The following is a 25,930-nucleotide window of genomic DNA, read 5'->3' on the forward strand; positions in this document are numbered from 1 at the left end:
TATAATAATATATAGATAATTCAAGAATATCATTGATGTTACTGGGGGGAGAGGAAATGGAAATGCATGATGTGGTACGTTTACATGTGAATTTTAAAACGTTAGAGGAATTTGAAAATTTCCGAGAGTATGGACAACAGGAATTATCAATGAAAGAGGATTTAGAAGCCAATATTATAGAAAACGATAGTGAGTCACCTTTTTACGGAGTTTATTTTGGTAATAAATTAGTGGGACGAATGAGTTTATATAAAATCGATAAGAAATTCGATCGTTACTTCGATCCACCTCAAGACTATTATGAACTTTGGAAATTAGAAGTATTACCAGGATACCAAGGAAAAGGTATTGGAAACAGTTTAGTAAATTTTGCAAAGAGCCTTGGCCTTCCTGTAAAAACAAATGCTCGCCAACGTTCAGATAGCTTCTGGGAAAAAATGGGCTTCGAACCCCTCACTTATCAAACAGAGAGGGACCGTGGGGAAAATCCTTATGTCTGGTTTCCAGAGGGTGTATCCGAGCAGGAAAATAATTAATTTATAAAAATTTAAGCTTTTAAAACGACTATACAAAAATCGAGGCTGGGACATAATCCCAGCCTTGTTTATTTTGAAGAGAGCGTATTTTCGTTACGCTTCGTAGCCCTTTCCATTACGTTAATCATTAGCTGATAATCATTTTTCACAATCTCGTACTCATGCCTTAGACGTGATAACTCATTTTCTAATTGAGCATTCTTTTCCACTAGAACTTTAAACTCTTCTGAAGCATGCCCATTATTATGACCGTTTTCATTAATTTCTCTTTTCTTTTCTAAAAGCCACTCCACCATCTCATCTATTGTTTCTACTAGTGGATTGTCTGTGTCAACCTGCAAGTCTGAGTCTAGAGTAATCTGAGTAGGACCACCATCAGACTCAATATCTTTCAGTTTCAGTTGCTTACGTTGCTTCTTAGCTAATTGGATTGCTGACTCATACTTCTTACGTATTGAGGAGTTCCATCTGAAGCCACAGGCAGCAGGTGTACGGGATAATTTTTCACCTACTTCCTCAAATGCAGATAATTGTGTACTACCTTCCCGTATATGTCTTAAAACAACTTCAGCTAATAGTAAATCTTCATCTTGATTCCAAGCATCTTGTCTTACCAACGAATCGATCCCTCCTTCTTCTTTTTTCACCTTATATGTATGCAATTAGTAGATAAGATAGACTTATTTTGTCTAGAATTAGTATGAAGCTATCTCATAACTAATATAATTTTCCACTAATCAACTTCCATCTAGAGTTTAAGAATAGGAGGGATTATCCTATTTCCGCTGGAGAAATTGTTGCACTGCTAGATGGTGCTCCTCCTTCTCCCAGAGACTAGCACAAGCCTCTACTTCTTGATCCATTGATAGAAACAGTTTCTCTAAGTCTTCTTTTAAATATAAATTTTTCTTGTACATTCTCACAACATCTGGACTCAACCAATCTTCATTCCATTTGTCCACCTCAGTTAACTTAGGGACAATGTCATGAACAAAGTCTAGTTTGAAAGCTTCCTGTGCTCCATAAACTTTTCCAGTTGCTAACATTTTCATGGCCTTTTGTGCACCTACCCGCCTACATAATAAGTTAGTTCCACCCCACCCGGTTGTAATTTGTAGCTTACCTTGTATAAAACCAACTTTACTTGTTTCCTTTGATAGGCAAAAATCAGTAGATGCTGCCAATTCAGCCCCACCACCAACTGCTGTACCATTTAAATAAGCTACTGTTATAGCTGGAAACGCAACAATTTTCTTTAAAACTTTGCACATAGGTTCCAACATGGTCATTGCCTCTTTTGCAGTCTTCAATTGGTGGAAAGCTTGCAAATCTCCACCTGAACAAAATCCTTCCCCTTCTCCCCGGATAAGGAGTACTGTTATATTTTTGTCTTTACTAAATTCATCTAAATAATTACTCATTAATTGGATCACATCATAATCAACGGCATTTCGTTTTTGAGGACGATTAAGAATAATTTCTGCCACGTTCGAAGATCGATATCTACCAATAACTTTCTGTTCCATAAGACTCCTCCTTAACCATAAAAAAACAGAGAGGGTATCCTCTCTGTTTTAATACCTTATTTGTTTACAACGTCCTCGCCTTTGTAAGAGCCACACTCTTTACAAACACGGTGTGAAAGTTTCATTTCACCACAGTTAGGACATTTTACCATACCAGGTACACGAAGTTTAATGTGTGTACGGCGCATTCTTTTCTTCGTCTTACTAGTTCTTCTAAAAGGTACTGCCATGAGTCCCACCTCCTTGGAGATCATTCAAAAACATGCTGACATTAATCAGTTTCATGTTATTTTTCATCAAAAAACTTTTGTAAATCCTTTAATCGAGGATCAATTTTATTATCTTCCTCGTCCGATTCATCCTTCAACTCCCATCCATGACCAGTGGCTGGGGCAGGACCTTCGTCTTTATCACTAAAGACTTGCATCGGTTTTTCCAATAAAATACGTTCTTTTACGTAAGGGAACAAATCGACCGTATTTTCCTTCACTTCATGAACTTCGTCTTCTTCATCGAAGGTGGCCCATTCATCTAACTGAAATATTTCAGTTGCTTCTATAGTGAAAGGATAATCCACATCATTTAACGTTCGGGCACACGGGAGAGTCATCGTTCCCGATATAACAAGGCGAAAAGTGATCGCTTGTTTTGAGAAATAAGCATCTCCAGTAACTCGAACAGGTGAAATATCACGGATTTCACGGTCTATTTCTTTTAGTTCACTTAAATTTACTGATTCATCAATATGAAGACCTTTTTCTTTAAAAGGTAACAACTGTTGAACCGACCATTTCATAGGTTTTCACCTCAAGACAACAAATGTAATTATAGCTTTCGTTTTTTCGTTTGTCAAGGTAATTTCTTTACAAGATTAAAAGAGAAAGTAGCCTTGATCAAGAGAGAAAAAGCCATTTTTTTTAAAATACCTACTGATTACCATAAAACAAATGATATAAAATATCAAATTTTAAAAGATCCTATGTTATTTTTCCCAATTTCTGTTTAAAATGATCAATAGTAGAGAATAAAACATAGGCCAAGAAAGGAGTGACATTTTTTGAATATTCTTGGTATTGTCGTGGAGTATAATCCATTTCACTTAGGCCACCTTCATCACTTAAGAGCCTCTCAAGAAAAAACAAAAGCAGATATCACGATTGCTGTTATGAGTGGCTCCTTTCTTCAAAGAGGCGAACCAGCACTAACAGATAAGTGGAGACGGACAAAAATGGCATTAAAAAATGGCGTAGACTTAGTTATTGAATTGCCCTATATCTATTCTACCCAAAAAGCTGAAACATTTTCAGACGGAGCTGTAAGCCTTCTAGATACGTTAGGAGTAAATAAGCTTTGTTTCGGAAGTGAATCTGGTGAAATTGACGCATTTCAACAGACTGTTGAGAAGGTAACTGAACATGAGCATGAGCTTGATTTATTAGTAAAACAGTATGTAAAAAGAGGTTTAAGCTATCCAAAAGCTTTTTCGGAGGCATTTGATGACTACTATCAAGATTCCAGTTCAAACACGATCGATTTAACAAAGCCGAATAATATCCTTGGCTATCAATATGTTAAGTCTATTAAAAAGAGAGCCTCCTCTATTAAGGCTTATACTATAACTCGTGAAAAGTCTGGTTATCACGAAAAATCCTTGTCAAATAAAATTGCAAGTGCTACCGCAATTCGTCATGAACTAATTGAAAAAGGTGAGCCTATTGAAAGGGTCGAAGCTAACCTACCTAAAGCCTCTACTGAAGAGCTACTGGAGCATATGAAGCTCATTGGAGATTTTGCACATTGGGAGCATTATTTCCCTTTACTTCAGTATAAAATTATGACGGAGACAAGTGAGACATTATGTCAGATTTATGAATGTGAAGAAGGCTTAGAGCACCGCTTAAAAAAATACATTTTTCAAACACATTCATTCCATCATTTTATGGAAAAAGTTAAGACAAAACGTTATACGTGGACAAGATTACAGCGCCTGTTCGTTCACATCTTAATGAATACGACAAAAGCATTTATGGAGAAATATTGTGAACCACTGTCTCCACCATATATCCGGATTCTTGGAATGTCCACTGAAGGGCGTGACTACTTGTCTTCCATAAAAAACTCATTAAGTATTCCACTCATCACTCGGGCGATGCAAATGGAGCATCCCGTATTACAAAGAGACACATTATCAGCTCAAATACATGCCCTGCCATATATAAAAAAGTATGGATTAACGGAAGAAATCAAAGGTATACCTATCCAATTCAATAAAGAAAAGAATGTATTTACCAATGAATAACCTAAGAGGAGGCTGTCCCAAAAGTATCAACTTTTGTGCAGCCTCTCTCTGTTTACTGGTATTTACTATATTAGAGTACTCGAACCACTATAGGCGGACGCTTTCCGCGGGCAATGCTTCAACTTCCTCGGGAAAACCACCCTGCGGGATCTTCAGCTATTGCTTTTCCCGCTGGAGTCGCCGCCTGTCTCTCTTCGAGTTATTCTTATCAATGGAAAAACACATGGTATTTACTGGCCACAGAAAAGGGAGATAAACTATATCGACGAAGAAAATGCGATGTAGAGCCAGTTTTCGATCATATAAAACACAACCGTGAATTCGATCGATTTACATTAAGGGGCCTTTTCACAACAACACTGGAATGGGGTCTTCTTAGTATTGCTCATAATTTCCTTAAATGGGAAACCCATGTGTAAAACAAAAATCAAAGAGCACTAAAACTAAAGATAAAAAGGTGGGGTAATTTAACCCGCTACTATACTTTAGTTTAGATTAAACAGTAAAAAACAAAATAAATAGAGAGGCTTTCCCTCTAAAGTCATTTTCAATGACCTTTTGGGACAGCCTCCTCAAATATTTTTCATTCCTTTTTTAAGGGAAGCTGATTTAGAAATTCAAGTGCCTCCACAAACGTATCTATTGGCACGATTTCCATGTCAGTTCCAATTGAATTTGCAGTTTCAACGGCCAGTTGATAATTCGAATCGTCCGCTCCCCCCTCATTTGGTGCAAGGAAGTAATCTGCACCAGCATTATGAGAAGCGATGACTTTTTGATTTACACCACCAATTCGACCAACCGTTCCTTCTTCATCGACTGTACCTGTTCCAGCTATATGATATCCTCTTGTAATGTCTACTTCATGAAGTTGGTTAAATATCTCTAATGAGAACATCAGTCCTGCAGAAGGCCCCCCTATTTTTGCTGTATCAATATCCACTCTCGGTTCATAAATTAAATTAATCTCTGGATCACTATATAAGGTAGAAATCCCCATTCCACCACCATCTTGTCCTAATTCACTCGGAAATGGCTGAATCTCTACTTCTAATTCTTCAATATTCCCATCTCTTTCAATAGTTAATGGCACACTTTCTCCAATACTATATTGACTAACCATGTTTAGAAGCTTTTGAGGTCCAATGATTTCCTCCCCATTAACTTCGATGATTCGGTCACCAACTATTAGCTTCTTTTCAGCATCCATCCCAGAAATAATGGAATTAAAAAATACACCACCATTTTCAAAGTATGCTGTCTTACCAGCATGATTATAAGCTACGTAAATAGCCCAGTCTTGTGAGTCGGCCATCGCCATCATTTGCCGTTCCTGATATTCTTCGTCCGTTTCCCCTTCTGGACGGATGTGATGTTCAGGTATTATTTCTCTTTGGTCACTAAACATGGACCAGACATAGTTCACTACATTTGCCTTCCCCATTCTAACCGTCGTTAACATAAATGTGCCTTCATAATCATAGGCATCCTCTACTTCAATGACTTCTGTTAGAACTTTTGCATCTCCTGGTATTGTGAAGTAATAAGGTAGATGATAATAGTTAATAAAAAGAAGTACTATGATTAAAATGCCCCAGCGAATAAAGCTTTTATTATTACTTTTTTTCCTATCACTCATGATTGTTCTCCTTCCAAGATTGTATCCTTTCTTGCAAAGGGGTTATTATTTTTCTTGCTGCCATCTCCCCTTGTTGAATTATATCATCAACATTTGTAAATTCCGTACTATTTATATTTTTTAAAATGGGACGTAACATTATATCTGCTTCAATCTCTCGATACCTTACCATTTCCTTCTCCATAATGTCCATACTTTGAATAATCACATCATATATGGACGCTATTTCTGGTTCCTCTTTAAAAAATGATACATCAACTGCAATAACAATGTCTGCCCCCATCTCCTTTACTACAGAAACAGGAACTCGGTCGATGACTCCACCGTCCACATACATTTTTCCATCGATCGTTTCAGGTACAATAATTCCTGGAATTGCAATACTTGCTCGAACTGCTTTAGCAATATCCCCTTTGTTAAAAACCACTTTTTCTCCTTTCATCAAATCTGTTGCTACAACAGAAACGGGGGGGTGTAGGTCTTCCAATCTCTTATGTTTAACAAGCATACGAACAAGCTGCTTCGCCTTATCACCTTTTATAAATCCCATTTTTGGAACTGTAAAATCAAGAAAATATTTTCTTCTAAACTGCATTGCCATTTTTTCTAACATTTTCGGTTTATAACCTGCACCATATAACGTTCCTATTAAAGCTCCCATACTACTACCTGAAAGAAAATCTACCTTAATACCTTCCTCTTCCAACACTTTTAATAAACCAATATGAGCAAACCCCTTTGAACCACCAGAACCTAGCGCCACTCCTATCTTTGGCTCCATACCTTCCCACTCCCTTTACTGTCCAACCCCGAAATTTGGTCTAATCTTTCTTTATTAACGTATATTTGAAAGAGGACAAGTTTATGATTCTAGTTGGAAAAGGAGAACATCAATGAAAAGGGACTCTTCAATCCTCAAGACAATCTTATTTGGAACAACAACTACTTTTTTAGCCATATCATTTATGATATTCCCGAAGGAAGCCTACGACGCATCAGTCCGCGGACTTACGATGTGGTGGGATGTGGTTTTCCCTTCATTACTGCCTTTTTTTATATTATCTGAGTTTCTCATTCGATTTGGTGTGGTGTCTTTTATTGGTGCACTTTTTGAACCCATTATGCGTCCTCTCTTTCGAGTACCTGGATCAGGAAGTTTTGTATGGGCCATGGGTTTAGCTTCTGGTTTTCCCGCAGGAGCAAAATTAACTGCGAGATTACGTCAGGAAGGTAAAATCTCCTCCATCGAAGGGGAAAGACTTGTTTCATTTACGAATGCGTCTAATCCATTGTTCATCTTCGGTGCTATATCTGTGGGATTTTTTCATGACCCAGCATTAGGAATTGTTTTAGCCGCAGCTCATTATGTGGGAAATATTATTGTAGGTCTGGCAATGCGCTTTTATGGAAATGAAACGCCAACTTATTCAAACAAAGGACAAGAGTTCTCTTTCAAGTATGCCATAAAGTCTATGCATGAAGAAAGATTAAGTGATGACCGCCCCCTTGGTAAATTGATGGGCGATGCCGTACACTCTGCTATTCAGACGCTCCTGATGATCGGAGGCTTTATCATACTCTTTTCAGTCCTTAATGAGATTCTTGACATTATTCACATTACAGCAATTGTAAGTTTCGTAATATCCATTGTACTAAGTATGATTCAGATGCCTAATGAATTAAGTCCTGCCATTATACAAGGGATATTTGAAATCACAATAGGTAGTGATTTAGTCAGCCAGACACAAGAAACCAGCCTCATAGAAAAAGCGATCGTTACTAGCTTTATCCTAGCCTTCAATGGATTAAGTGTTCAAGCACAAGTAGCAAGCATTTTATCAGAAACTGATATACGATTTAGACCTTTTTTCTTTGCCCGATGTTTTCACGGATTTGTTGCAGCGATATTAACATATTTCATCTTTGATTGGCTCTATATCGATAGTACTGACTCATCAACGACAGAAGCTGTTGTACCTGCTTTTCAAAATGTGAATGTTACTGTTTTTCACAATATGTATGAGTTTTTATTAAACTGGGGTAGTTTCATTACGATAATAGGTTTATCTGTATGGATACTGTTATTGCCAATGAAAAGCAAGACACTACAAAATTAGATTAGTTTAAAAAAAGGAGTCTACAGCGCCATCAAACGCTGTGACACCTTTTTTGTGTGTTAGATATTAAGCAGGAAAATTAAATTTTTTCTTCAGAGCTTCCTCCACAATACCAGGTACTAAATCGCTTACAGGTGCATGATATTTAGCCACTTCTTTTACAATACTAGAGCTTAAATAGGAGTACTTATTATTTGTCATCATAAAAAATGTTTCCACATCTTCATTGAGATTTCTATTAATAGAAGCCATTTGTAATTCATATTCAAAATCTGAAACTGCTCGTAGTCCCTTTATAATAGCATTTGCGTTTTTATTTTTAACATAATCAATTAATAAGCCGTCAAAACTGTCTACTTCTACATTCTTTAAGTCTGACGTCGTTTGTCGTAGAAGGTCTAGTCTCTCCTCTACTGTAAATAACGGACTTTTATTTCTATTATTTAAAACTGCTACGATGACTTTATCGAAAACTTTGGCTCCCCTTGTAATAATATCTAAATGTCCTAATGTAACAGGATCGAAGCTACCAGGACAAACTGCGATACTACCCATTTCTAACCCCTCCCATCTTTCTCGAAAATACTTATTTTCGTATCTCCATACTGTTCAAACTTGATCATTTTTAAATTACCATATGTATCTTCTAAATTAACCAATGCATCTGATTCTACGACAATGACACCAGTATCCGTAAGTAAATGGTATTCATCTATAAATGTAATTTCTTCTTGTAATCGATGCTTTTTATATGGTGGATCGAGGAAAATAAAATCTAACTTTCGATCATTTTTTTGCAATGCCTTTAGGGCCCTTGAAGATTCAGCACGAAATACCTCTGCCCTTTCAAGAAGTTTGCAAAACTTCAAATTGGAGTAGATTGTTTCGATAGCTTTTTTATCACGGTCCACAATGATCGCCTGATCCATTCCTCGACTTAAAGCCTCAATAGCAATCGATCCACTCCCCCCATATAAATCAAGCATTAAACCACCTTCGAAATACGGACCTACCATATTAAATATAGATTCTTTCACCTTATCAGTTGTTGGTCTTGTAGATTGTCCTGGAACGGCCTTTAATGGAAGACCTTTTTGATTTCCACTAATCACTCTCATCATTCTCACCTAATTCTATTTAATACATTACGCCTTCATATCCTACCATAAAATGTTTTAAATCTAAAATAAAAAACGTCTAAAGATTCTAACTCTTTTTGTTGACGTATAATCTCCGTTTACTCGTCCATAATAGGAGTAGCAACATAAATGTATGTTGCTGACAACCGCGGAGAAGGCTTACGTTTCCCCATAAGTTCTTCCTCCGGTTTCTCCTCTCCCATAGCCTTGGTAGGTTTAGGAAAAGGTCCTTCGTCTTTTCTATTAACTTACCATAAGGCAGCCCGCAGATGAAAATCTGCGGGTTTTTTTATAATAAAACAAAAAATCCCAAAAGACTATGACATAGCCCTTTGAGATCATTGTTAAATTCCCATTTTATAATCAAATTCCTTTTCCTTTTCATCAGCCACAGAATTTTCAAATTCTGTCTTCAGCCATGGACGCATTGAAATGGAAACTTCTTTAACAAAATGGAACGATTGCAGTTTCTCCATCGTTTCTTCCACTTTTTCTCCATCACAATACATGACGACATACTTCATCTTCCGGGAAACGTAATGGATGTTTCCGAAACGTCTTAACTGCTTAACTTGCTTTAGTGATTGTACCCAAACAGCTAGTCCCACTCGATTTCCTACCATAATATTTGTACTCCTATTCCACGGTTTGATGATAAGTCTACCATGAACCTAAATTTTAGGCAATTCCCTTATTTACAGCCACAGCTACCACCAGATCCGCATCCTCCACTACAGCTCGTTGCTGTATCAAAAAATGGATTCCCAGTCGGCACTTTTATCTGTGATGAAACGGCATTAGCTATAATCTGGCTTACCTCTACGAGAAGTTGATGCAGATCATCTTCTGTCTTTTTGAAATCAACCACGACAGGGTGGGTATCTACCTTTCGCTTCATTTCACGAACATCTTTTGTAACTTTTGAAAAGTCAGGATGATACTTTCCAAACCTTTGTACTTCCTCGTACTTTTCTTTTATTACTGTAAATTCCTTTATAAGTAATTGTGCTTCATTATTAACGGTTAAAGATCTTTTTGCATCTATATATTTATGAAAAATTTCTGATGAAGTCACTATCTCACCGAAATCATATGCTTGTTGGAGAACGTCAACATTAGTCATTGTTGTAACCATCTCTTCACCTCCAACGCATATTATAACACGAAAGACCATTATACTGAAATCTTGTTTTCTCATTGAGCCCATGATTATTTAGATAGCTCTTTTGATGGGTCCAAAATCGCCAAACGCTTAACATCCAATAAATCAACTTCCTCGCCATTGAAAGTCTTCATAATAGACTTCTCACCTTGAAAAGAAAGGGTCTTAATTTCAACTTTTTGTTTATCACCATTCGTGTTTTCATAAATTACAGGTAGTTTCAGCGCTTGACTTTGCCTTATTAATCTAGCCTTCATGTTTTCCCTATAGGACATTAATTGAAAGTTTATTGGGGGAAGGTTATTTATTTGTTCCCATTCCTCCGGCACTTCAATTGCTGTAAATTTCATGGTAACGGTCTGTTCTTTGTCTATTTCATCTTCAGCTGTATATTCTTTCAGTGGAAAATTAACAGAATCCAAAAACTCCTCCCACTCTTTGATTTTATAAGAGGAGATTAAAACGCCTGTCTCCACTTTAAAAATATCATATTCAGACAACATCTTTAAAGCTTCCTTGAATAATTGATTAAGTAATGAAGGAACTTTAATCTCATAAAAAATGAAGGTGCCATGCTTTATAATTGGCCTTCTCCCAAGCCACCAAAGTGCTTCTTTGTCTTCCTGTACTAAAGACAAGTCTTTAGTCAAATTACTCCAATCATTGAGCGTTGCATGTTTCTTTCCATTCTGAACACTCTTTTCCGTTAAGGTAACATGCATTGTTTGTCCAGTACCTATTATTTCAGAAAATATACATGCTCGATATAAAAAAGCAGGATCGTTATACCTCGGTAAGAGCCACTCTTTAGATTGTAAATGAATGGCTTCAATATTACCGTGTTGATTTATTAATTCCAATATCCCTAGCTCTTCCTTACACTCCTTAAATACAGAGCAGGATTGAATCCTTTCCCATATAACTTTCTGCTCCTGAAAACCGCTAAAATGAGACTCTGTAATAGGCCTACCATAAAACCAACTCTTCATATTCTTAAAGTTACTATAATCGACTTCATCTAGAATATATTTCTGAACAAAACGTAAGAATACACTTTCTAGCAAATTGTCAAGACTATTGTCAACCATCCAACTAACGTAACTTGTCCCATTGCAAAATATCTCAGAAACAATAGAGCTTAAAGCTTTTTTGGTATCTTGATCTTGGTTTTCATCTAAAAAAGTGGTATTACCTTCCCCTTGGATATAGTAATTTATTTGTAACAAGAATTCTTGAAAAAAATGAGAAAGGCTAAAATAATAGGAATCCGAGTGGTTTTGTTGCTCATCTTCTTCTGTTAGTAAATCTTCAGTAACAACTGCATCAATTTCCCTTGGTAAAAGGTAAGCTGGAGGTTTATTCCCAATACGCCCTAAATAAAGGAGCCCCGCATCATGAATTTTTTTTAAGGACTGATAGTAATTAAACGGTCCAAAAGCTTCTACTCCCCAACGATCCAGTTCCTTTTTATTACGAGAAGGATTAAGGGTTAGTTTCATTAATATCTTATTATCTTCCTTTGATAACTTATTGTAAGAATCATAAAGATCCCTCGTATCTTTTTTTATGGCTAAATATTTATTTAATGTACGCAGTATCACGACGACCATTCCTCCCATTCATATGAATAGCCTTGTTCTTGCATAAAGAGCTGCCTATGGGAAGATAATTCTTCTTCCCTTGTCATTGATGTTACTAACGTATAAAAGAGAACTCCTTGATTTCCTTCTTTTAGTCGAAGCAACCTACCAATCCTCTGAGCCTCTTCCTGCCTTGAACCGAATGTACCAGATACTTGAATTGCAACTTGAGCATCAGGTAGGTCTACTGCCATATTCGCCACACGGCTTAATACAATCGTCTCTATTTCACCCTTTCGAAAGGAATCGTATAATTCTTGTCTTTCACTTTTACTCGTTTCTCCAGTAATGAGTGGTAAATGAAAAATAGAAGCAATTTGCTTCAACTGTGTCAAATATTGACCAATAACTAGTATTTTCTGACCTTGGTGCTTTTTAAGCAACTCATCTAAGATAAGAATTTTTTCCTTATTTTCACTTGCAAAACGAAATTGTTCTCTTTTAGATAAATGTAAATATTTCTCCCATTGTTTTTCACGTAAAGGTACTTTAATTTCAATACATTTTGGCTGAGATATCCAACCATTGTTTTCCAAAACCTTCATTCCCACTTCGTAACGTTTAGGTCCAATTAAACTATAGATATCCCCTTCTTTGCCATCTTCCCTAACAAATGTTGCAGTAAGTCCGACTCGGCGTTTCCCTTGGAGATTGGAGGTAATTCGAAATAAAGGGGCAGGGAGAAGATGAACCTCATCATAAATAACTAATCCCCAAGACCTTTCGTCAAATAAGCGAAAATGTGGGAAATAATTCTTGTCTGGATGGCGGTAAGTAAGCATTTGATACGTTGTAATTGTAACTGGTTTTACTATTTTTGCTTCACTTGTATATATACCTACTTCATTTTTAGTCAGTGAAGTTTTTTCTACTATTTCTCGATACCACTGTTGGACCGCAGTGTCATTCGGCACAATGACCAATGTATCTTCTTTTATCTCGTTCATAATTCCAAGACCAACAATTGTTTTTCCAGAACCACAAGGCAGTATAATAAATCCATTTCCAGCGTCTGACTTTGGTTCCAAAAATGATGCTACTGCCTCTTTCTGATAAGGTCTCAACGACACACTATCAGTAAGTGACATAGAAAGTCGATTTCCTTCATCATATCCAAGAAGGTCTGTCACAGGATAACCTTTTTGCATCAGTTGCTGCTTTAATGCTCCCCGCTCTTTCATGGAGATCACAAGGTACTCTCCAGATCTATCTTGCCTTATATTTTCTAGATCAACTTCTAACAATTCATATATCAGTCCCTTCTCTTTAGAGAACAAACAAGGGCCTACCTCCGAATCATTCACCATCTTAAATACCTCTGAATTCCTTGCCCATGTTTCTAATTTCTTTTCTACTACATCAGGTAAAGGTGCACCAGAAAAGTTTTCTAAGAAGGACTTTATTTCATTAACCTTAACCCCTAAACTAAATGCATACCACACGGAAAAAGGAGACAGGTGATACATATGTATATCAGAAGGACTTTTAATAAGTTGAGCAAACTGACTTAGGAAAGGTTGTACAATTTTAGCTTCTGGGTGATGTGAGCGAAAGAAAATTTGACCATCATCTTGAATAATTAAGACATTTTGTCGCTGAGTATTCATCATTAATACGCCTCCCTCATTCCTTTACTCATAATGTTTGTCACGATAGGCGCACCTATACAAAATTGGTAAAAAAAAGCAGAGGCTGGGACATTAAATACCCTTCTCATGTCCAGCCTCGCTCTTTTAGTTAGGTTTAAAGTTTTTCATCATTTCCAGTAACATCATTGCCATACTCATGTTATTTTGAAGTCTATCCATTCTTTGCGGAAAAGTTTTTCCATAGAATACTTTCGCTTCCTTTTCCATTTGAGACAACATTGATGGATCACGTGACAATTTCCTATACCAGCTAGGATGTATCCGAAGAAACCGATGAAGCTCTGTGTTTTGTTGAATATATTGAAATACTTCCGGCCTCATGTTCCACCCTCCTTATATAAGTTTATTAATCATCATGATAGGAGAAGGGGGAGTTTTGTTGGTTATTATTTTGCTGTTGACCTTGATTTGGAGTGGATCGGAATTGTCCTAACAATTCCTGAACTGAAGCTAACACTCCACTAAACTGAGATAATGAGTTTTGAAGATCGTTAAAATTTACTTTCTTTAAAAGTGCAAGTAGGTCCTGCGTCGTTGTAGATTCCTCTTCTTTTTCTTCTTCATCTTCTCTATCTTCTGTATCACTGCCTTCCACGTCTGCCTCTGTCTCATTGGATTTTTTCTTATTACTTTTGTCTCGATAAGTATCCCAGATATCATCATCTTCTCCAAAAAGAACGTATTCTTCAAATAAATCCTGTAGTGTTTTATCCCCACTCTTCACATCTTTTAATACATGGGGGTTATTTTTAACAAAATTCTTAAATTTTCTAACATCAGGATGACTTGCAGACACTTTTCCACCTCCTAGTCATTCGACTAGATTTCATTACTATATCTTAATGCAATAACAGGTGGAAACGTGCGCCTAATTTTCACCTAGGTGTTAAAAAATTTTGTGTATAGTAATCACGGTATACTCCTATTCCTATATGGGTGAAATCTTCATGTAATAAATTAATCCGATGTCCTTCACTATTTAACCACCCTTCCACGGCCTCAATAGCATCAACGTATTTTGCAGCTATATTCTCAGCAGCTAAACGGAAGGCTATGGATTCACTCTCTAGCCTATCAGTTAATTCTCCATAGTTAGGAGATGTATGGGAAAAGTAGCCATGTTGATGCATATCTTTACTATGCCCAAGTGCTACATTTGAAGTAGCATCATCCCACTCTAAAGGGGTTAAGCCATGTTTTTTCCTTATGTCATTAGTTAAGTCAAATATTTGTCTTGCTTGTGCATCTTGTACTTGTTTCCAGTCCTCATTAGAGAGTTCTTCTACTTCAGGTAGACTACCACGATACACAATCGAATAGGGGCGATGTAATAGCAATGTTTCCTGGTCAGTATACCTAATACCTGATAAAACATTATCATAAATGTCAAAGTAAAACTGCGCCCACACACCATCGCCTATATACACTAAAGGGCGCATGTGTATTTCTTCCTCACTTAATTCAAAATCGTATGTTCTCAACGCCCCATTTCCGTTTAATGACACCTTATTGTTAAATTCATAGAAAGCATCTACTTCTTCATAGGACATACCAATGGAAACATGAAGTAGGGGCATGGCATGATGGTTCGAATAGACAGTAACAACATTTCCATCATTAACTCCAATTTGAAGATTCTTTGTAGAGTCTCTATATATCATCCACTCATATCCAAACTGAGTTAAATCCGTTCGCTCTGGTTTTCCCAATATTTTAGTAACGTCTGATGTACTTTTCCCAATCCACTGATGGATCTCCTCTATATGTAAATCTTCTTCTATCATTGTTTCTTCTTTTTTAGGTTTATTTTCTTCATATTCATTATTTACTTGGTTTTGCTCAACATCGGAAGCCTTCTTATCGTAATTTTCTTCATTTATTAAAAAATGGTGATCCATTACAATAAAGAATCCAAGAACAATGAAGAATGTTAAGGCAAAAGTTATAATAGCTTTCAACAAAGACCCTCCTAGATGTCCATTTATTCTTTTATAATTCTAGTCATCGAGGAAAGTTTCCTTCAAGCTAACAATCTTAGAATTGTTTCAACACATTTCACACCTTTCTTTATCACTTTTCAGCAAAAACCTCTATAATTTGAAGGCTATGCCACAAATAAGTCTGCTGGTACACCCTACGGTTTACTCCCTTTCCGTGTACATAGAAAAGCTGCTCCGTATAGAAGCAGCTCTCAAAACATTTTTAGTTATATATAAACTTAGTGATGATAATGATGGTGTTCAGAGATCTCAGATAATGCATACCCAGCTTCACTTTCAGTTGATGTATGGGTAGCTAAGTCACCTAATGAAACCATTCCTATGAGGCGACTACCGTCCACTACAGGTAAACGACGAATCTGTTTTTCTGCCATCATTTTCGCGGCTTCACCTACACTCATATCTGCGCCAGCTGTAAGAAGGTTTTCAGTCATTAAATCGGTTACTTGTGTAGAGTTAGGCTTTTTCTCTGCAACCCCACGTACGACAATGTCCCTATCAGTAATAATTCCTAACAACTGATCTCCTTCACAGATTGGGATGGCTCCGCAATCATTATTTTTCATTTTAACTGCAGCTTCGTATACATTATCTTCTGGGTTACATACTTCCACTTCATCTGTCATAATTTCTCTTAAATTTTTCAAAGATGTTCCCTCCAATTCCATATTTACTATATATAGGTTGTACAATTTATTATGTTTCATGCGGGTAATTCCCTTTTCAGCACAAGTTTACACAGTTAGTAACGTAAATAAGCCTTTTTTTTGAATAAGTGCAATCCATTTGATTGCATCCTTTTCAGTTTCGTAATATCATTATATACAGATTGAAAGATTGACCTGACAGGGAGGTAATTGTATATGAAATTTGAACAAACTGGTCTTGAAGGCTATAAAATTGAGTTTCAGGCACTTGAGGAAATTATGGAGGAAGCTGGTTTTCATTACGTATATGACTATGAAAGAGTAACCTTTGACTATAAAATTGTCGTACGTGATGATGTGTACTATTTCCGTATTCAAGCACACGCTATAGAAGGAGAAATTCCTTCACATCACAGTGTGGTTCAAATAGTAAATATTGCTTTAGGTAAACACTATTATCCATTCGGTGTAGAATATGATGAAGATTTCCCAAAAAACATTGTTGACAAATGTAATAAAAAAATTGAACTAATTACATCAAACATTAAAGAAGAAGCACTTTCATAAACTCATACATAAAACCTTAAAGCTTTCGATCATTATCGAAAGCTTTTTATGTTTACCTATATTTCAATTGGATTTTTAATACAAATTTGAGTAACCTAACATCATAATTATTTTTAAAATGTTTCACTGTTAATCCCTTCAATTTCATACTATAATAGGTTATAGCTTTTGTTAGAAAGGGGCCTTACATTGAAGTCACACATTATTAAAAAATATTTATATATACTACTCTGGGTTATTATTGCTGCCCTTTTACTATATTTTGTTTTACCAGTGTCATTACCAATTATACTAGCACTAGTAACTGCACTGTTTCTTGCCCCAGCAGTTAACTTCTTAATTAAGCGAACTAAACTTTCAAGAAGTATTTCTGTTTTTATAGTATTTATAATCTTTTTGCTAGTTGTACTTGTAGTAAGCTACTTCCTACTAACTAGAGCTTTAACACAATTAAACTTATTTCTGACTTATTTTTTAAATTCCATACCTGAAATGCATTATGCTTGGATGAACTTCATCGATAATATTAAAGAACGATTTGGAACATCACCAGACATATTAAATGAGATTGATAATGTAGTTATTCAAACCCTATCTGACGTCCGTTCCTTTTTATTACAATTAGATATTATTGGTTTCGCAACAACATTATTAGTAAGAATACCATCATACATTGTTTCCTTTATAGTTTATTTAATCGGTTTATATTTATTTTTACTCGATCTCCCAAGGCTAAAGGACAAGCTGTTAAGCTATATGACGGACAAAACTGCAGAGAAAGTTAAGTTTATGTCATCAAGATTATCCTATGTTATATTTGGATTTTTCAAGGCACAGTTCCTTGTAAGTATCATCATTTTTATTGTTTCTCTCATTGGTCTACTTATCATAGCTCCAGAGGTTGCACTTATCATGACATTAATCATCTGGATTATTGATTTTATTCCAATTATCGGATCTATTGTCATCTTGGCACCTTGGGCACTTTTTCAATTGTTGGCAGGAAATACTGCATTAGGTATTCAGCTTCTTGTTCTTGCTGCTATATTATTAACTATTAGACGTACAGTTGAACCTAAAGTAATGGGACATCATATCGGTCTTTCGCCATTAGCAACACTGATCTCATTATATGTTGGTTTACAGCTTTTAGGTGTTCTCGGGTTTATTTTAGGTCCTTTACTAGTGATATTATTTACTAGTGCAAAAGAAGCTGGAATTATAAAACTTAACTTGAAGATATAAACATGGTGCAAAAAGCTATTTCATAAGTTCCTATATAACGAAAAAGAAAGAGGGTGTATCCAAATTGTTAGTGGATGACACCCTCTTTCTTTCGTTTAACCTCCGATAATTGCCCTAAATAGATTAGTCGTTTCACCAGGCGGAAATATTATGTAAAGCAACAAATATACTGTAATCCCTGTGCTAGCTGATATAAACCAGATTACTGAAGTGATTGGACCAAGCCTTCTGTGTCTTGTAAACTGATTTTTATATCCAGTAACTAATGTAATAATCCCAAGTACCGCTGCTATCGTCGCAAAAATTATATGGATGATTAAAAAAACTTGATAAAACGATGCAACGTTTTCCGGGCCTCCAAATGATGTACTACCAATAAAAAAGGTTTTGGATAAATAAGTAATAAAGAAAATACTAGCTAAAATTGCTGCCCAATACATTGCTTTTTTGTGGGATTCAATTTTCCTTTTGGCAATAAAGTACCACCCTATTGCAACAAATATAGCACTTAATCCGATAAAAAGTGTACTTATAAATGGTAAGAATGTTGCCATGACGTATTCACCCTTTCTATCTATCAATCTTTCTATTGTCCACCTTATTATATATACAAAGAATCTAAATAACAAAAGATATTATGGCTAAATAATAACATTTTCCAGTTAGCTTATCGTGAAAATTAGTTTCCCCTCTTGCCATTTCACAAGAATTCGCTCGTTTTCACGCAAGGTAAAAGTGCGACATCTGCTCATTCTTCGCAGTGTCTTCTATACAGGGGCATTAAAAGCAAAAGTTAGAAAAGCGCGTGAGATAGGAGCTCGATCAAACGTGAAAATGAACTAAAGCAAGAATCTCGCGTGAGATTGACTGCTTATCGAACGCGAAAATGAACTAAAGTATGAATCTCGGGCCGCTAATCGAACGTGAAAATGAACAAAAGTAAGATTTTCGTGTGAGATAGACTGCTTATCGAACGCGAAAATGAGCAAAAGTAGGAAACTCGCGTGAGATAGGCTGCTAATCGAACGCAAAGTTGAACAAAAATTAGAAACTCACGTGAGATAGGCCGCTTATCGAACGCGAAAATCAACAAAAGCAAAATCTCGCGTGAGATACCAAGCTAGTAAATATATTTATTCTACAATGTAGTAAGAATGGGGCTCATGGAAAACGACCTTGTAATGCTTAACTAATATTTCTTACAATAGTTCGTTCACTTCTCTCTCCCACACCATATTTTTATACAAGGAAGCATGAAAGTTTTAGGGTCTAAGTTGGTGTGAACTGGGTAAAAGTAAAAAGATCCTTTTGTATCTTTTTAATCGCTCCACTACTATGCTTCACCACGATTAACCCTACATATATATTAATCCATGAGTTATCCACAGGTCGATCATTTTATAATTTCCTGATAAACATTAAACAAAAAATACTTCCGCAGTAATCTGCGGAAGTATTTTTGATTCTTAATACTTTACAATTCCTAATAAAAGCATAAGTGAAGCTACTGTTGGAATTGCTATCAGTACTGCTGTCCAGATCATGATATTTTGCCACCCATTACCTCGCTCGTTTAAGTGCATAAAGATATATAGTTGTAACACTACTTGTATGCAAGCAAGTAATAAGATGAAGGGTATTGCAAAACCAGAAGGTATTTCATCACTAGCAATAGAAATAAACGCCATTGTTGTAAGGAATATCATAAACCCAAAGCCAATAAGCTGCGTGCGCATTTCTTTGGCAAGTTTACGCCTTGTCTTTTTAGTCGGTTCCCCTGTAAGAGGAGCAGTTGGATCCATACCATGTTGAGCCATTAATTACCCTCCTATTCCCATGAGATATACAACTGAGAAGATAAATACCCAAACTACGTCTATAAAGTGCCAGTATAACACGGCAACATAGAACTTCGGTGCATTCGTTAATGTTAATCCTGATTTTCTATAACGAATTATCAGTGTTGTAATCCAGGCAATACCAAAAGCAACGTGAGCACCATGTGTTCCAACTAGTGTATAGAAGGACGATCCAAATGCACTCGTGGTAAATCCTAAACCATGTTCCACGTACTCGACAAACTCATAGATCTCCAATCCTAGGAATGTTGCACCTAAGAGTACTGTTGCCGTCATCCATGCAAGTAACCCTTTATAATTCCCTTTTTTCATGGAGATAATTGCAAATACACTCGTTAAACTACTTGTTAAAAGAATCATTGTCATGATAAACACTAATGGAAGATGGAACAATTCACTTGGTCCTGGTCCATCAACCGTGCTACCACGAAGTCCTAGATACGTTCCGAAAAGACTGGCAAATAAAACAGTTTCTCCACCAAGGAACAGCCAAAATCCAAGATATTTATTTTTCCCTTCAAGTGTAGCTTTCTCAGGGCTCGGAGGTAAGGTTTGAACATGTTGATCTGCCATTTTACTTACCCCCCTTTTTAATTTCATCTACTGGAATATGATATCCGTGATCTTCTTTTATTGATCTTACAAACATAGATCCAAACGTAATTACTAGACCTACAATTGCTACCCAAGTCCAACCATCATCATGGTAAATGAAACCGAAACTTGCAATAAACAATCCTAAGGAAATAATCACTGGTAGAATAGAACCATTTGGCATGTGAATATCACCTAGAGGTTCTGCAGCTTTCATACTTCCTTCACCTTCGTACTTCTCATACCATAATGCGTCCACATCTCGTACTAAAGGTGTTTGTGCAAAGTTATATTCTGGTGTAGGTGACGGAATAGTCCACTCCAATGTACGTCCATCCCAAGGATCACCAGAAGTTTCTTTGTTTTTCATGGAAACAAAGATGTTTACTACGAAAATAATAAACGCGACACCCATTAAGAAGGCACCAATTGTACTAATTAAGTTCATTTCATCCAAACCTTGCCCTGGTAAATAGGAAGCTACTCGACGTGGCATTCCCATTAGTCCTAGGAAGTGCTGTACAAAGAATGTTAAATGGAATCCGAATAAGAACATCCAGAAAAATATTTTTCCAAGCGTCTCATTAAGTCTATATCCAAACATTCTAGGCCACCAGTAGAATGCACCACCGAAGATACCTAATACTACCCCACCAATAATGACATAGTGGAAGTGGGCTACTACGAAATACGTATCGTGGAACTGATAGTTTGCTGCACTTGTTGCTAACATGATACCAGTTACTCCACCCATTACGAAAGATGGAATAAATCCTAATGCGAACAAGTTGGCAGTCGTAAACTGTATCCTACCGCCCCACATTGTAAAGAGCCAGTTAAATATCTTAATTCCTGTCGGAACTGCGATCGCCATTGTAGCAACAGCAAAAATCGAGTTTGCAATTGGCCCCATACCAACTGTAAACATGTGGTGAGCCCATACCATAAATCCTAAGAACCCAATTAATAGTGTTGCAAATACCATTGCTGAATAACCAAACAATCGTTTTTTCGAGAATGTTGCGATAATCTCTGAAAAAATACCGAAAGCCGGTAAAATTAAGATATATACTTCTGGATGCCCAAAAATCCAGAATAAATGCTGCCAAATAACAACGTTACCGCCAGATGCTACGGCGAAATATGTTGCCCCAAAGATTCTCTCTAACATAAGTAATAAAAGACCGATTGTTAACGCAGGGAAAGCAAATAAGATTAGAGTTGATGCAACGAATGTGCTCCAAGTAAATAGAGGCATTCTCATCATACTCATTCCAGGTGCTCGCATGTTAATAATGGTAACTAGGAAATTAATTCCCCCGATTAATGTACCTGCACCACTTATTTGTAGACCTAGAACATAATAATCTATTCCAGTACCTGAATATTCACTTGATAAAGGTACGTAAGCAGTCCAACCTGCATCTGGTGCTCCACCAAAGAACCAGCTTAAGTTTAAAAGTATTCCACCGAAGAGGAATAACCAAAAACCTAAAGAGTTAAGGAATGGAAAAGCTACATCCCTAGCCCCAATTTGAAGTGGAACAATATAGTTCATTAATCCAAAAAGTATAGGCATGGCCGCCAAAAATATCATTGTTGTACCGTGCATCGTTAATAATTCATTAAACGTTTGTGCCGGTAAAAAAGTCGCTTCTGGGAACATAAGCTGAATTCGCATTAAAATGGCTTCAAACCCACCTAGTGCGAAAAAGAAAGCCCCTGCTACCAAGTACATAATCCCGATCTTTTTGTGGTCAACAGTTGTCAGCCAGTCCCATACTACGCTTTTTGTCTGAGCGTTAGTATTTGACACGTTGTTTTACCCCCTTATTCAAACCATTAGTCTAAAACTTTCAAGCTATCTAGATAATCAATAAGTGCATCCATTTCTTCATCAGTAATTTGTGGAAAAGCTTGCATTAAGCTTCCAGGCTTTTTCTCTTGCGGATAACGGATGAAGTCCGCAATATTTTCATCATTATATTCTAGGAAACCTGCAACCACTTCACGCTCCCCAAAGTTCGTCAAGTTTGGTCCCATATTTCCACCTTCACCACCAACTGCGTGACACGAGATACAGTTTTGTTCAAAAACTTCTCGCCCTTCAACTGCAACTGTTGTTTCTTCTTCTACATCATCATCAGTTGTGGCCATATTTTGAGCCCAAGTTTCAAAAGTATCCGGATCAACCGCAATAACTTGGAAATCCATTAACCAGTGGCCTTCACCACAAAGCTCTGTACATCTTCCCTGATATACTCCTTCTTCAGGAGCTTCTAACCACATTTCATTTGTAATACCCGGGACATTATCTTGCTTACCTGCTAAAGCCGGTACCCAGAAGGAGTGAATGACATCACTTGCTTCTAATTCAATGTTAATCCTTGTGTTTGTAGGAATATACATATCCTGACCTGCTACTACATCATATTCTGGATATTCAAACTCCCACCAAAATTGATGCGCAGTTACTACTATTCTTACTGAGTCCTCTGTGTCTTCCACTTCTGCTAACGTAAAAGTCTGCATGACGTTAGGGACTGCTAAGAAAAGTAATAAGATAATCGGAATCACTGTCCATACCACTTCTAATGCCTTATTCCCATGTACCTGCTTTGGAATATGTGTATCACCAGGTCGTTCACGGAATCGAATAATGACAAATAAATAAATGGCAAAGACGACAACAATAACAATAATCATAATCGTCAAGCTTAGTTTAATTAAATCAAACTGCGCTGCTGCTACAGGACCTTGTGGATCTAGCGCTGATAGATTCTGTTTTCCACATCCAGCCATAAGCAGAATGAAAGCTAATGGAAGTAGTCGCCATAAATACCTCATCTAGTTACAAACCCCTCTTTCTATCTTTAAATATTAAAACATGTGTACAACGATCATCAAAACAAACAAAACAGTTAAATAGTTTAATGAATACATAAACATCTGTGAAGCCCATTTGATATCATCTTTATATTTATAACTAGCAAGACCTAAGCCTAACCAGCCAACCCCCAATAATGTTGCAACAATTGTATATATTACTCCAAAGTGTACCAGTGTTAGTGAAACAGGAATTAAAGCAGCAACATACAAGATAATTTGACGCTTTGTCACTTTAAAACCAGCAACTACTGGAAGCATAGGTACACCAGCATTACGGTATTCATCAACACGCCTCATCGCTAAAGCTAAAAAATGAGGTGGTTGCCAAATGAACATAATTAAAAATAGTGACCACGCGATAGGATGCAGAGTCGGATCAATCGCTGCCCAACCAATTAATGGTGGTACCGCTCCTGAAAAGCTTCCAACAATCGTGTTTAGAGTAGTTGTTCTTTTCGTCCACATGGAATACAGCACAACATAGACAAACAGCCCAACAATACCAAAAACAGCTGCGACCATTGATGTCATGGCCAAGAAGATGGTTCCAAGAAAAGATGTTCCTAGTCCGTATGTTAATATTTGTCTCCCCGACAATTCCCCACTTACAGACGGACGTTCTTTTGTACGCTCCATTAAAGGATCGATATCTCGATCAATATAATTATTAAGCGCACACCCCCCAGCAATAATTAAAGCAGAACCAACAAGTGCAAGGATTGTGACTAATAGATTATTTCCTAATGTTGTACCAGTGTAGTAAGCTGCTAGGAAAAGCCCTGTAAAGGTAGTAATTAGATTTGAAGTGACAATCCCAGTTTTAGATATGGTAAGATATGACTTCCAACTTACTTGCTTTTGGTCTACAACATCTTCTTCTAAAACTTCTGCTTCGTGTAAGGTCCCTGTTCGATTCATACTAATTTCACCCCCCAAAATGAAATTCAATCCTAATTAACCTTTATCAAATCATGATTCATTAAAGAAGTCTAATAATCTGCTCTACTTTCATAGCTTCAAATAAATTAGTCAGTGAGTTATATAAGTAGCATAACTAATCCACATCCATTTACATAGTCAACTATTATGTATGATATTATTCTCTAATAATGAATCGTTGTGGTTATATGTTGACCTTACAATTTAATGATAAATTTATAATGACCACAAATCTTCTACCAACATAAACTCTTATCTATTTAACATAACCACTATCCCTATATTAATAATCTTTCGAAGAAAAATAAAGTGTTATCCACTCTTTTTATATATTTTAATTATTCTAACTATTTAAACTACTGCACGAGAGTGATAAATTGAGTTTTTTTGTAAAATCAATTAAAATGAATGTCGAACTAGTTGAATATTGTTCATTATATATAATTGAAGAAAATAAAAGATTTGTGTAATTATTATTCTGAAATATTCTTTACTTTTCTCAATAGAAAGACGGTGAAGTAGTTGAATGCTAATAATCTTTTTTTGAAAACGTTTGGCGTAATTACTAGTATAGGTATGGTAGTAGTACTTATACAAGGTGTATTAGTGACTCAAACAGGATCAGGTGATGCTTGTGGTGCTGAATGGCCCCTATGTTTAGGACAAATTTTTCCAGAGTCACCTACAATACAGACTTTAATTGAATACACACACAGAGTCGTTTCTGGCTTATTGGGTATGATGGTTATTAGTTTGGCGATATGGAGTTGGAAAAAATTAAGCCACATAAGGGAAACACGCTTTTTTGCAATTGTTGCAATTCTTTTTATCGTATTTCAAGGTTTACTTGGTGCAGCTGCAGTAGTATGGGGCCAATCAGATGCTATTATGGCTTTACATTTTGGATTCTCACTAATCTCTTTAACTAGTGTAGTACTATTAACATGTCTCGCCTTTGAAAACAACATTTCAAAATTACTAGTTCGACCAACAATGTCTAGAGCAATGGCTAATTACATTTACTTTGTATTAGTTTATGTCTATTTCGTAGTTTATACAGGGGCATATGTTAAGCACACAGAATCAAGTGCCGCATGTGTTGGTTGGCCATTATGTAATGGACAGATTATTCCAAGCCTTTCAGACCCCCAAATTGCAGTTCAGTTTGGACATAGAGTTGCCGCAGCTTCTCTTTTTATTGTCATATTAGCTTGGTACATTCAATTATGGCGGAACTATCGTGGACAGAAGTTATTACACTACGTTGGACTTATAAGTCTTCTCTTTATAACAACCCAAGTCATTAGTGGAGCCGTTGTTGTATTTTCAGGATATACTTTAGCAGCTAGTATGTTTCACGCCATATTTATCAGCTTACTATTTACAGTCGTAAGTTACGGTGCTTTATTAGCTTTTAGATCAAATCAAGAATAGAATAATAGGTATACAAAAAAAGTGATCAGAAGGCAAAAACTGCCTTCTA

Annotated in this window: 29 protein-coding genes; 7 read left to right on the plus strand and 22 right to left on the minus strand. The window is 36.4% G+C overall.

Annotation, left to right across the window (positions count from 1 at the left end; all coding sequences use genetic code 11):
* Window positions 1–56 precede the first annotated feature (56 nt).
* Window positions 57–536 (plus strand): N-acetyltransferase, encoded by a 480-nt coding sequence (locus BW724_RS14015; protein ID WP_088075812.1) that lies wholly within the window; start codon window positions 57–59, stop codon window positions 534–536.
* A 68-nt stretch (window positions 537–604) separates the two neighbouring features.
* Here BW724_RS14015 and BW724_RS24370 read toward each other — a convergent pair whose 3' ends face one another.
* The 4 genes from BW724_RS24370 to BW724_RS14035 all read right to left on the minus strand — a co-directional run bounded on the left by BW724_RS24370 (window position 605) and on the right by BW724_RS14035 (window position 2,858).
* Window positions 605–1,162, minus strand: coding sequence for an RsfA family transcriptional regulator (locus tag BW724_RS24370; RefSeq protein ID WP_419178077.1), 558 nt, complete (start codon window positions 1,160–1,162; stop codon window positions 605–607).
* A gap of 150 nt (window positions 1,163–1,312) precedes the next feature.
* A complete protein-coding gene (locus BW724_RS14025; RefSeq protein ID WP_088075814.1) occupies window positions 1,313–2,062 on the minus strand; it encodes an enoyl-CoA hydratase/isomerase family protein in 750 nt (249 codons plus the stop codon).
* A 56-nt stretch (window positions 2,063–2,118) separates the two neighbouring features.
* A complete protein-coding gene (rpmF, locus tag BW724_RS14030) occupies window positions 2,119–2,292 on the minus strand; it encodes a 50S ribosomal protein L32 (protein ID WP_088075815.1) in 174 nt (57 codons plus the stop codon).
* A gap of 56 nt (window positions 2,293–2,348) precedes the next feature.
* Complete coding sequence (locus BW724_RS14035; RefSeq protein WP_088075816.1) at window positions 2,349–2,858, minus strand: YceD family protein; 510 nt, start codon at window positions 2,856–2,858, stop codon at window positions 2,349–2,351.
* 261 nt (window positions 2,859–3,119) lie between these two features.
* Between BW724_RS14035 and BW724_RS14040 the strand changes: the two genes are divergently transcribed.
* Together BW724_RS14040 and BW724_RS14045 are read left to right on the plus strand one after the other, a co-directional pair.
* Complete coding sequence (locus tag BW724_RS14040; RefSeq protein WP_088075817.1) at window positions 3,120–4,361, plus strand: nucleotidyltransferase; 1,242 nt, start codon at window positions 3,120–3,122, stop codon at window positions 4,359–4,361.
* Between the two features lie 113 nt (window positions 4,362–4,474).
* Window positions 4,475–4,780: a transposase gene (locus BW724_RS14045; protein WP_088075818.1), complete on the plus strand. Its 306-nt coding sequence runs from the start codon at window positions 4,475–4,477 to the stop codon at window positions 4,778–4,780.
* A gap of 164 nt (window positions 4,781–4,944) precedes the next feature.
* Here the strand turns inward: BW724_RS14045 and BW724_RS14050 are convergent, their stop codons facing one another.
* On the minus strand, window positions 4,945–6,000 hold the full coding sequence (locus BW724_RS14050; protein ID WP_088075819.1) for a YlbL family protein: 1,056 nt from the start codon (window positions 5,998–6,000) through the stop codon (window positions 4,945–4,947).
* On the minus strand, window positions 5,993–6,781 hold the full coding sequence (locus tag BW724_RS14055) for a patatin-like phospholipase family protein (protein ID WP_088075820.1): 789 nt from the start codon (window positions 6,779–6,781) through the stop codon (window positions 5,993–5,995). Before BW724_RS14055 ends, BW724_RS14050 begins: the two co-directional genes overlap by 8 nt.
* 112 nt (window positions 6,782–6,893) lie before the next feature.
* On the opposite strand from BW724_RS14055, the gene ylbJ reads away from it, so the two are divergent.
* On the plus strand, window positions 6,894–8,117 hold the full coding sequence (ylbJ, locus tag BW724_RS14060) for a sporulation integral membrane protein YlbJ (RefSeq protein ID WP_088075821.1): 1,224 nt from the start codon (window positions 6,894–6,896) through the stop codon (window positions 8,115–8,117).
* Between the two features lie 66 nt (window positions 8,118–8,183).
* Here ylbJ and coaD read toward each other — a convergent pair whose 3' ends face one another.
* The 10 genes from coaD to BW724_RS14110 all read right to left on the minus strand — a co-directional run bounded on the left by coaD (window position 8,184) and on the right by BW724_RS14110 (window position 16,354).
* Entirely contained in the window at window positions 8,184–8,672 is a 489-nt protein-coding gene (gene coaD, locus BW724_RS14065) for a pantetheine-phosphate adenylyltransferase (RefSeq protein ID WP_088075822.1), read from the minus strand.
* 2 nt (window positions 8,673–8,674) lie between these two features.
* Complete coding sequence (gene rsmD, locus BW724_RS14070) at window positions 8,675–9,235, minus strand: 16S rRNA (guanine(966)-N(2))-methyltransferase RsmD (protein WP_088075823.1); 561 nt, start codon at window positions 9,233–9,235, stop codon at window positions 8,675–8,677.
* A 365-nt stretch (window positions 9,236–9,600) separates the two neighbouring features.
* Window positions 9,601–9,879 carry a YlbG family protein gene (locus BW724_RS14075; protein ID WP_088075824.1) on the minus strand — a complete coding sequence of 93 codons (279 nt, stop codon included), beginning with the start codon at window positions 9,877–9,879 and terminating at the stop codon, window positions 9,601–9,603.
* 68 nt (window positions 9,880–9,947) lie between these two features.
* Window positions 9,948–10,391 (minus strand): YlbF/YmcA family competence regulator, encoded by a 444-nt coding sequence (locus tag BW724_RS14080; protein ID WP_088075825.1) that lies wholly within the window; start codon window positions 10,389–10,391, stop codon window positions 9,948–9,950.
* A gap of 74 nt (window positions 10,392–10,465) precedes the next feature.
* Window positions 10,466–12,019, minus strand: coding sequence for a hypothetical protein (locus BW724_RS14085; protein WP_088075826.1), 1,554 nt, complete (start codon window positions 12,017–12,019; stop codon window positions 10,466–10,468).
* Window positions 12,016–13,668: a DNA repair helicase XPB gene (locus tag BW724_RS14090; protein ID WP_088075827.1), complete on the minus strand. Its 1,653-nt coding sequence runs from the start codon at window positions 13,666–13,668 to the stop codon at window positions 12,016–12,018. The genes BW724_RS14085 and BW724_RS14090 overlap by 4 nt, the downstream gene beginning before the upstream one ends.
* 123 nt (window positions 13,669–13,791) lie before the next feature.
* Window positions 13,792–14,028 (minus strand): YlbE-like family protein, encoded by a 237-nt coding sequence (locus BW724_RS14095; RefSeq protein ID WP_088075828.1) that lies wholly within the window; start codon window positions 14,026–14,028, stop codon window positions 13,792–13,794.
* 25 nt (window positions 14,029–14,053) lie between these two features.
* Window positions 14,054–14,503 (minus strand): spore coat protein YlbD, encoded by a 450-nt coding sequence (ylbD, locus tag BW724_RS14100; RefSeq protein WP_088075829.1) that lies wholly within the window; start codon window positions 14,501–14,503, stop codon window positions 14,054–14,056.
* Window positions 14,504–14,582: 79 nt separating this feature from the next.
* Window positions 14,583–15,665 carry a CAP domain-containing protein gene (locus BW724_RS14105; protein ID WP_235848977.1) on the minus strand — a complete coding sequence of 361 codons (1,083 nt, stop codon included), beginning with the start codon at window positions 15,663–15,665 and terminating at the stop codon, window positions 14,583–14,585.
* A gap of 260 nt (window positions 15,666–15,925) precedes the next feature.
* Complete coding sequence (locus tag BW724_RS14110) at window positions 15,926–16,354, minus strand: CBS domain-containing protein (RefSeq protein ID WP_088075830.1); 429 nt, start codon at window positions 16,352–16,354, stop codon at window positions 15,926–15,928.
* 216 nt (window positions 16,355–16,570) lie between these two features.
* Here BW724_RS14110 and BW724_RS14115 point away from each other — a divergent pair, with 216 nt between their 5' ends.
* Both BW724_RS14115 and ytvI read left to right on the plus strand, forming a co-directional pair.
* Complete coding sequence (locus tag BW724_RS14115) at window positions 16,571–16,921, plus strand: YugN family protein (RefSeq protein WP_088075831.1); 351 nt, start codon at window positions 16,571–16,573, stop codon at window positions 16,919–16,921.
* 189 nt (window positions 16,922–17,110) lie between these two features.
* Window positions 17,111–18,166, plus strand: coding sequence for a sporulation integral membrane protein YtvI (gene ytvI / locus BW724_RS14120; protein WP_088075832.1), 1,056 nt, complete (start codon window positions 17,111–17,113; stop codon window positions 18,164–18,166).
* Window positions 18,167–18,261: 95 nt separating this feature from the next.
* Here the strand turns inward: ytvI and BW724_RS14125 are convergent, their stop codons facing one another.
* The 6 genes from BW724_RS14125 to cyoE all read right to left on the minus strand — a co-directional run bounded on the left by BW724_RS14125 (window position 18,262) and on the right by cyoE (window position 24,426).
* Window positions 18,262–18,720 (minus strand): DUF420 domain-containing protein, encoded by a 459-nt coding sequence (locus BW724_RS14125; protein ID WP_088077935.1) that lies wholly within the window; start codon window positions 18,718–18,720, stop codon window positions 18,262–18,264.
* A 912-nt stretch (window positions 18,721–19,632) separates the two neighbouring features.
* Window positions 19,633–19,983 (minus strand): cytochrome C oxidase subunit IV family protein, encoded by a 351-nt coding sequence (locus BW724_RS14130; RefSeq protein WP_088075833.1) that lies wholly within the window; start codon window positions 19,981–19,983, stop codon window positions 19,633–19,635.
* A 3-nt stretch (window positions 19,984–19,986) separates the two neighbouring features.
* On the minus strand, window positions 19,987–20,598 hold the full coding sequence (locus BW724_RS14135) for a cytochrome (ubi)quinol oxidase subunit III (protein WP_088075834.1): 612 nt from the start codon (window positions 20,596–20,598) through the stop codon (window positions 19,987–19,989).
* A gap of 1 nt (window position 20,599) precedes the next feature.
* Window positions 20,600–22,357 carry a cytochrome c oxidase subunit I gene (locus BW724_RS14140; RefSeq protein ID WP_235849084.1) on the minus strand — a complete coding sequence of 586 codons (1,758 nt, stop codon included), beginning with the start codon at window positions 22,355–22,357 and terminating at the stop codon, window positions 20,600–20,602.
* A gap of 104 nt (window positions 22,358–22,461) precedes the next feature.
* Window positions 22,462–23,466, minus strand: coding sequence for a cytochrome c oxidase subunit II (coxB, locus tag BW724_RS14145; RefSeq protein WP_088075836.1), 1,005 nt, complete (start codon window positions 23,464–23,466; stop codon window positions 22,462–22,464).
* 33 nt (window positions 23,467–23,499) lie between these two features.
* The gene (gene cyoE, locus BW724_RS14150) at window positions 23,500–24,426 is read right to left on the minus strand and encodes a heme o synthase (protein WP_088075837.1); all 927 of its coding nucleotides are present in this window, start codon (window positions 24,424–24,426) and stop codon (window positions 23,500–23,502) included.
* A gap of 543 nt (window positions 24,427–24,969) precedes the next feature.
* Here cyoE and BW724_RS14155 point away from each other — a divergent pair.
* Complete coding sequence (locus BW724_RS14155) at window positions 24,970–25,881, plus strand: COX15/CtaA family protein (RefSeq protein ID WP_268876153.1); 912 nt, start codon at window positions 24,970–24,972, stop codon at window positions 25,879–25,881.
* The last annotated feature ends 49 nt before the right edge of the window (window positions 25,882–25,930 follow it).

The sequence above is a fragment of the Litchfieldia alkalitelluris genome, from assembly GCF_002153425.1.
Taxonomy (GTDB): Bacteria; Bacillota; Bacilli; order Bacillales; family Salisediminibacteriaceae; genus Evansella; species Evansella alkalicola.

Bases quoted from the DNA above. Each gene is read 5' to 3' on its own strand.
- BW724_RS14015 (WP_088075812.1), top strand. From the start codon at position 57: ATGGAAATGCATGATGTGGTACGTTTACATGTGAATTTTAAAACGTTA.
- BW724_RS14025 (WP_088075814.1), bottom strand. From the start codon at position 2,062: ATGGAACAGAAAGTTATTGGTAGATATCGATCTTCGAACGTGGCAGAA.
- rpmF (WP_088075815.1), bottom strand. From the start codon at position 2,292: ATGGCAGTACCTTTTAGAAGAACTAGTAAGACGAAGAAAAGAATGCGC.
- BW724_RS14035 (WP_088075816.1), bottom strand. From the start codon at position 2,858: ATGAAATGGTCGGTTCAACAGTTGTTACCTTTTAAAGAAAAAGGTCTT.
- BW724_RS14045 (WP_088075818.1), top strand. From the start codon at position 4,475: ATGCTTCAACTTCCTCGGGAAAACCACCCTGCGGGATCTTCAGCTATT.
- BW724_RS14050 (WP_088075819.1), bottom strand. From the start codon at position 6,000: ATGAGTGATAGGAAAAAAAGTAATAATAAAAGCTTTATTCGCTGGGGC.
- BW724_RS14055 (WP_088075820.1), bottom strand. From the start codon at position 6,781: ATGGAGCCAAAGATAGGAGTGGCGCTAGGTTCTGGTGGTTCAAAGGGG.
- ylbJ (WP_088075821.1), top strand. From the start codon at position 6,894: ATGAAAAGGGACTCTTCAATCCTCAAGACAATCTTATTTGGAACAACA.
- coaD (WP_088075822.1), bottom strand. From the start codon at position 8,672: ATGGGTAGTATCGCAGTTTGTCCTGGTAGCTTCGATCCTGTTACATTA.
- rsmD (WP_088075823.1), bottom strand. From the start codon at position 9,235: ATGAGAGTGATTAGTGGAAATCAAAAAGGTCTTCCATTAAAGGCCGTT.
- BW724_RS14075 (WP_088075824.1), bottom strand. From the start codon at position 9,879: ATGGTAGGAAATCGAGTGGGACTAGCTGTTTGGGTACAATCACTAAAG.
- BW724_RS14080 (WP_088075825.1), bottom strand. From the start codon at position 10,391: ATGGTTACAACAATGACTAATGTTGACGTTCTCCAACAAGCATATGAT.
- BW724_RS14090 (WP_088075827.1), bottom strand. From the start codon at position 13,668: ATGATGAATACTCAGCGACAAAATGTCTTAATTATTCAAGATGATGGT.
- BW724_RS14095 (WP_088075828.1), bottom strand. From the start codon at position 14,028: ATGAGGCCGGAAGTATTTCAATATATTCAACAAAACACAGAGCTTCAT.
- BW724_RS14115 (WP_088075831.1), top strand. From the start codon at position 16,571: ATGAAATTTGAACAAACTGGTCTTGAAGGCTATAAAATTGAGTTTCAG.
- BW724_RS14125 (WP_088077935.1), bottom strand. From the start codon at position 18,720: ATGGCAACATTCTTACCATTTATAAGTACACTTTTTATCGGATTAAGT.
- BW724_RS14130 (WP_088075833.1), bottom strand. From the start codon at position 19,983: ATGGCTCAACATGGTATGGATCCAACTGCTCCTCTTACAGGGGAACCG.
- BW724_RS14135 (WP_088075834.1), bottom strand. From the start codon at position 20,598: ATGGCAGATCAACATGTTCAAACCTTACCTCCGAGCCCTGAGAAAGCT.
- BW724_RS14140 (WP_235849084.1), bottom strand. From the start codon at position 22,357: ATGTACTTGGTAGCAGGGGCTTTCTTTTTCGCACTAGGTGGGTTTGAA.
- coxB (WP_088075836.1), bottom strand. From the start codon at position 23,466: ATGAGGTATTTATGGCGACTACTTCCATTAGCTTTCATTCTGCTTATG.
- cyoE (WP_088075837.1), bottom strand. From the start codon at position 24,426: ATGAATCGAACAGGGACCTTACACGAAGCAGAAGTTTTAGAAGAAGAT.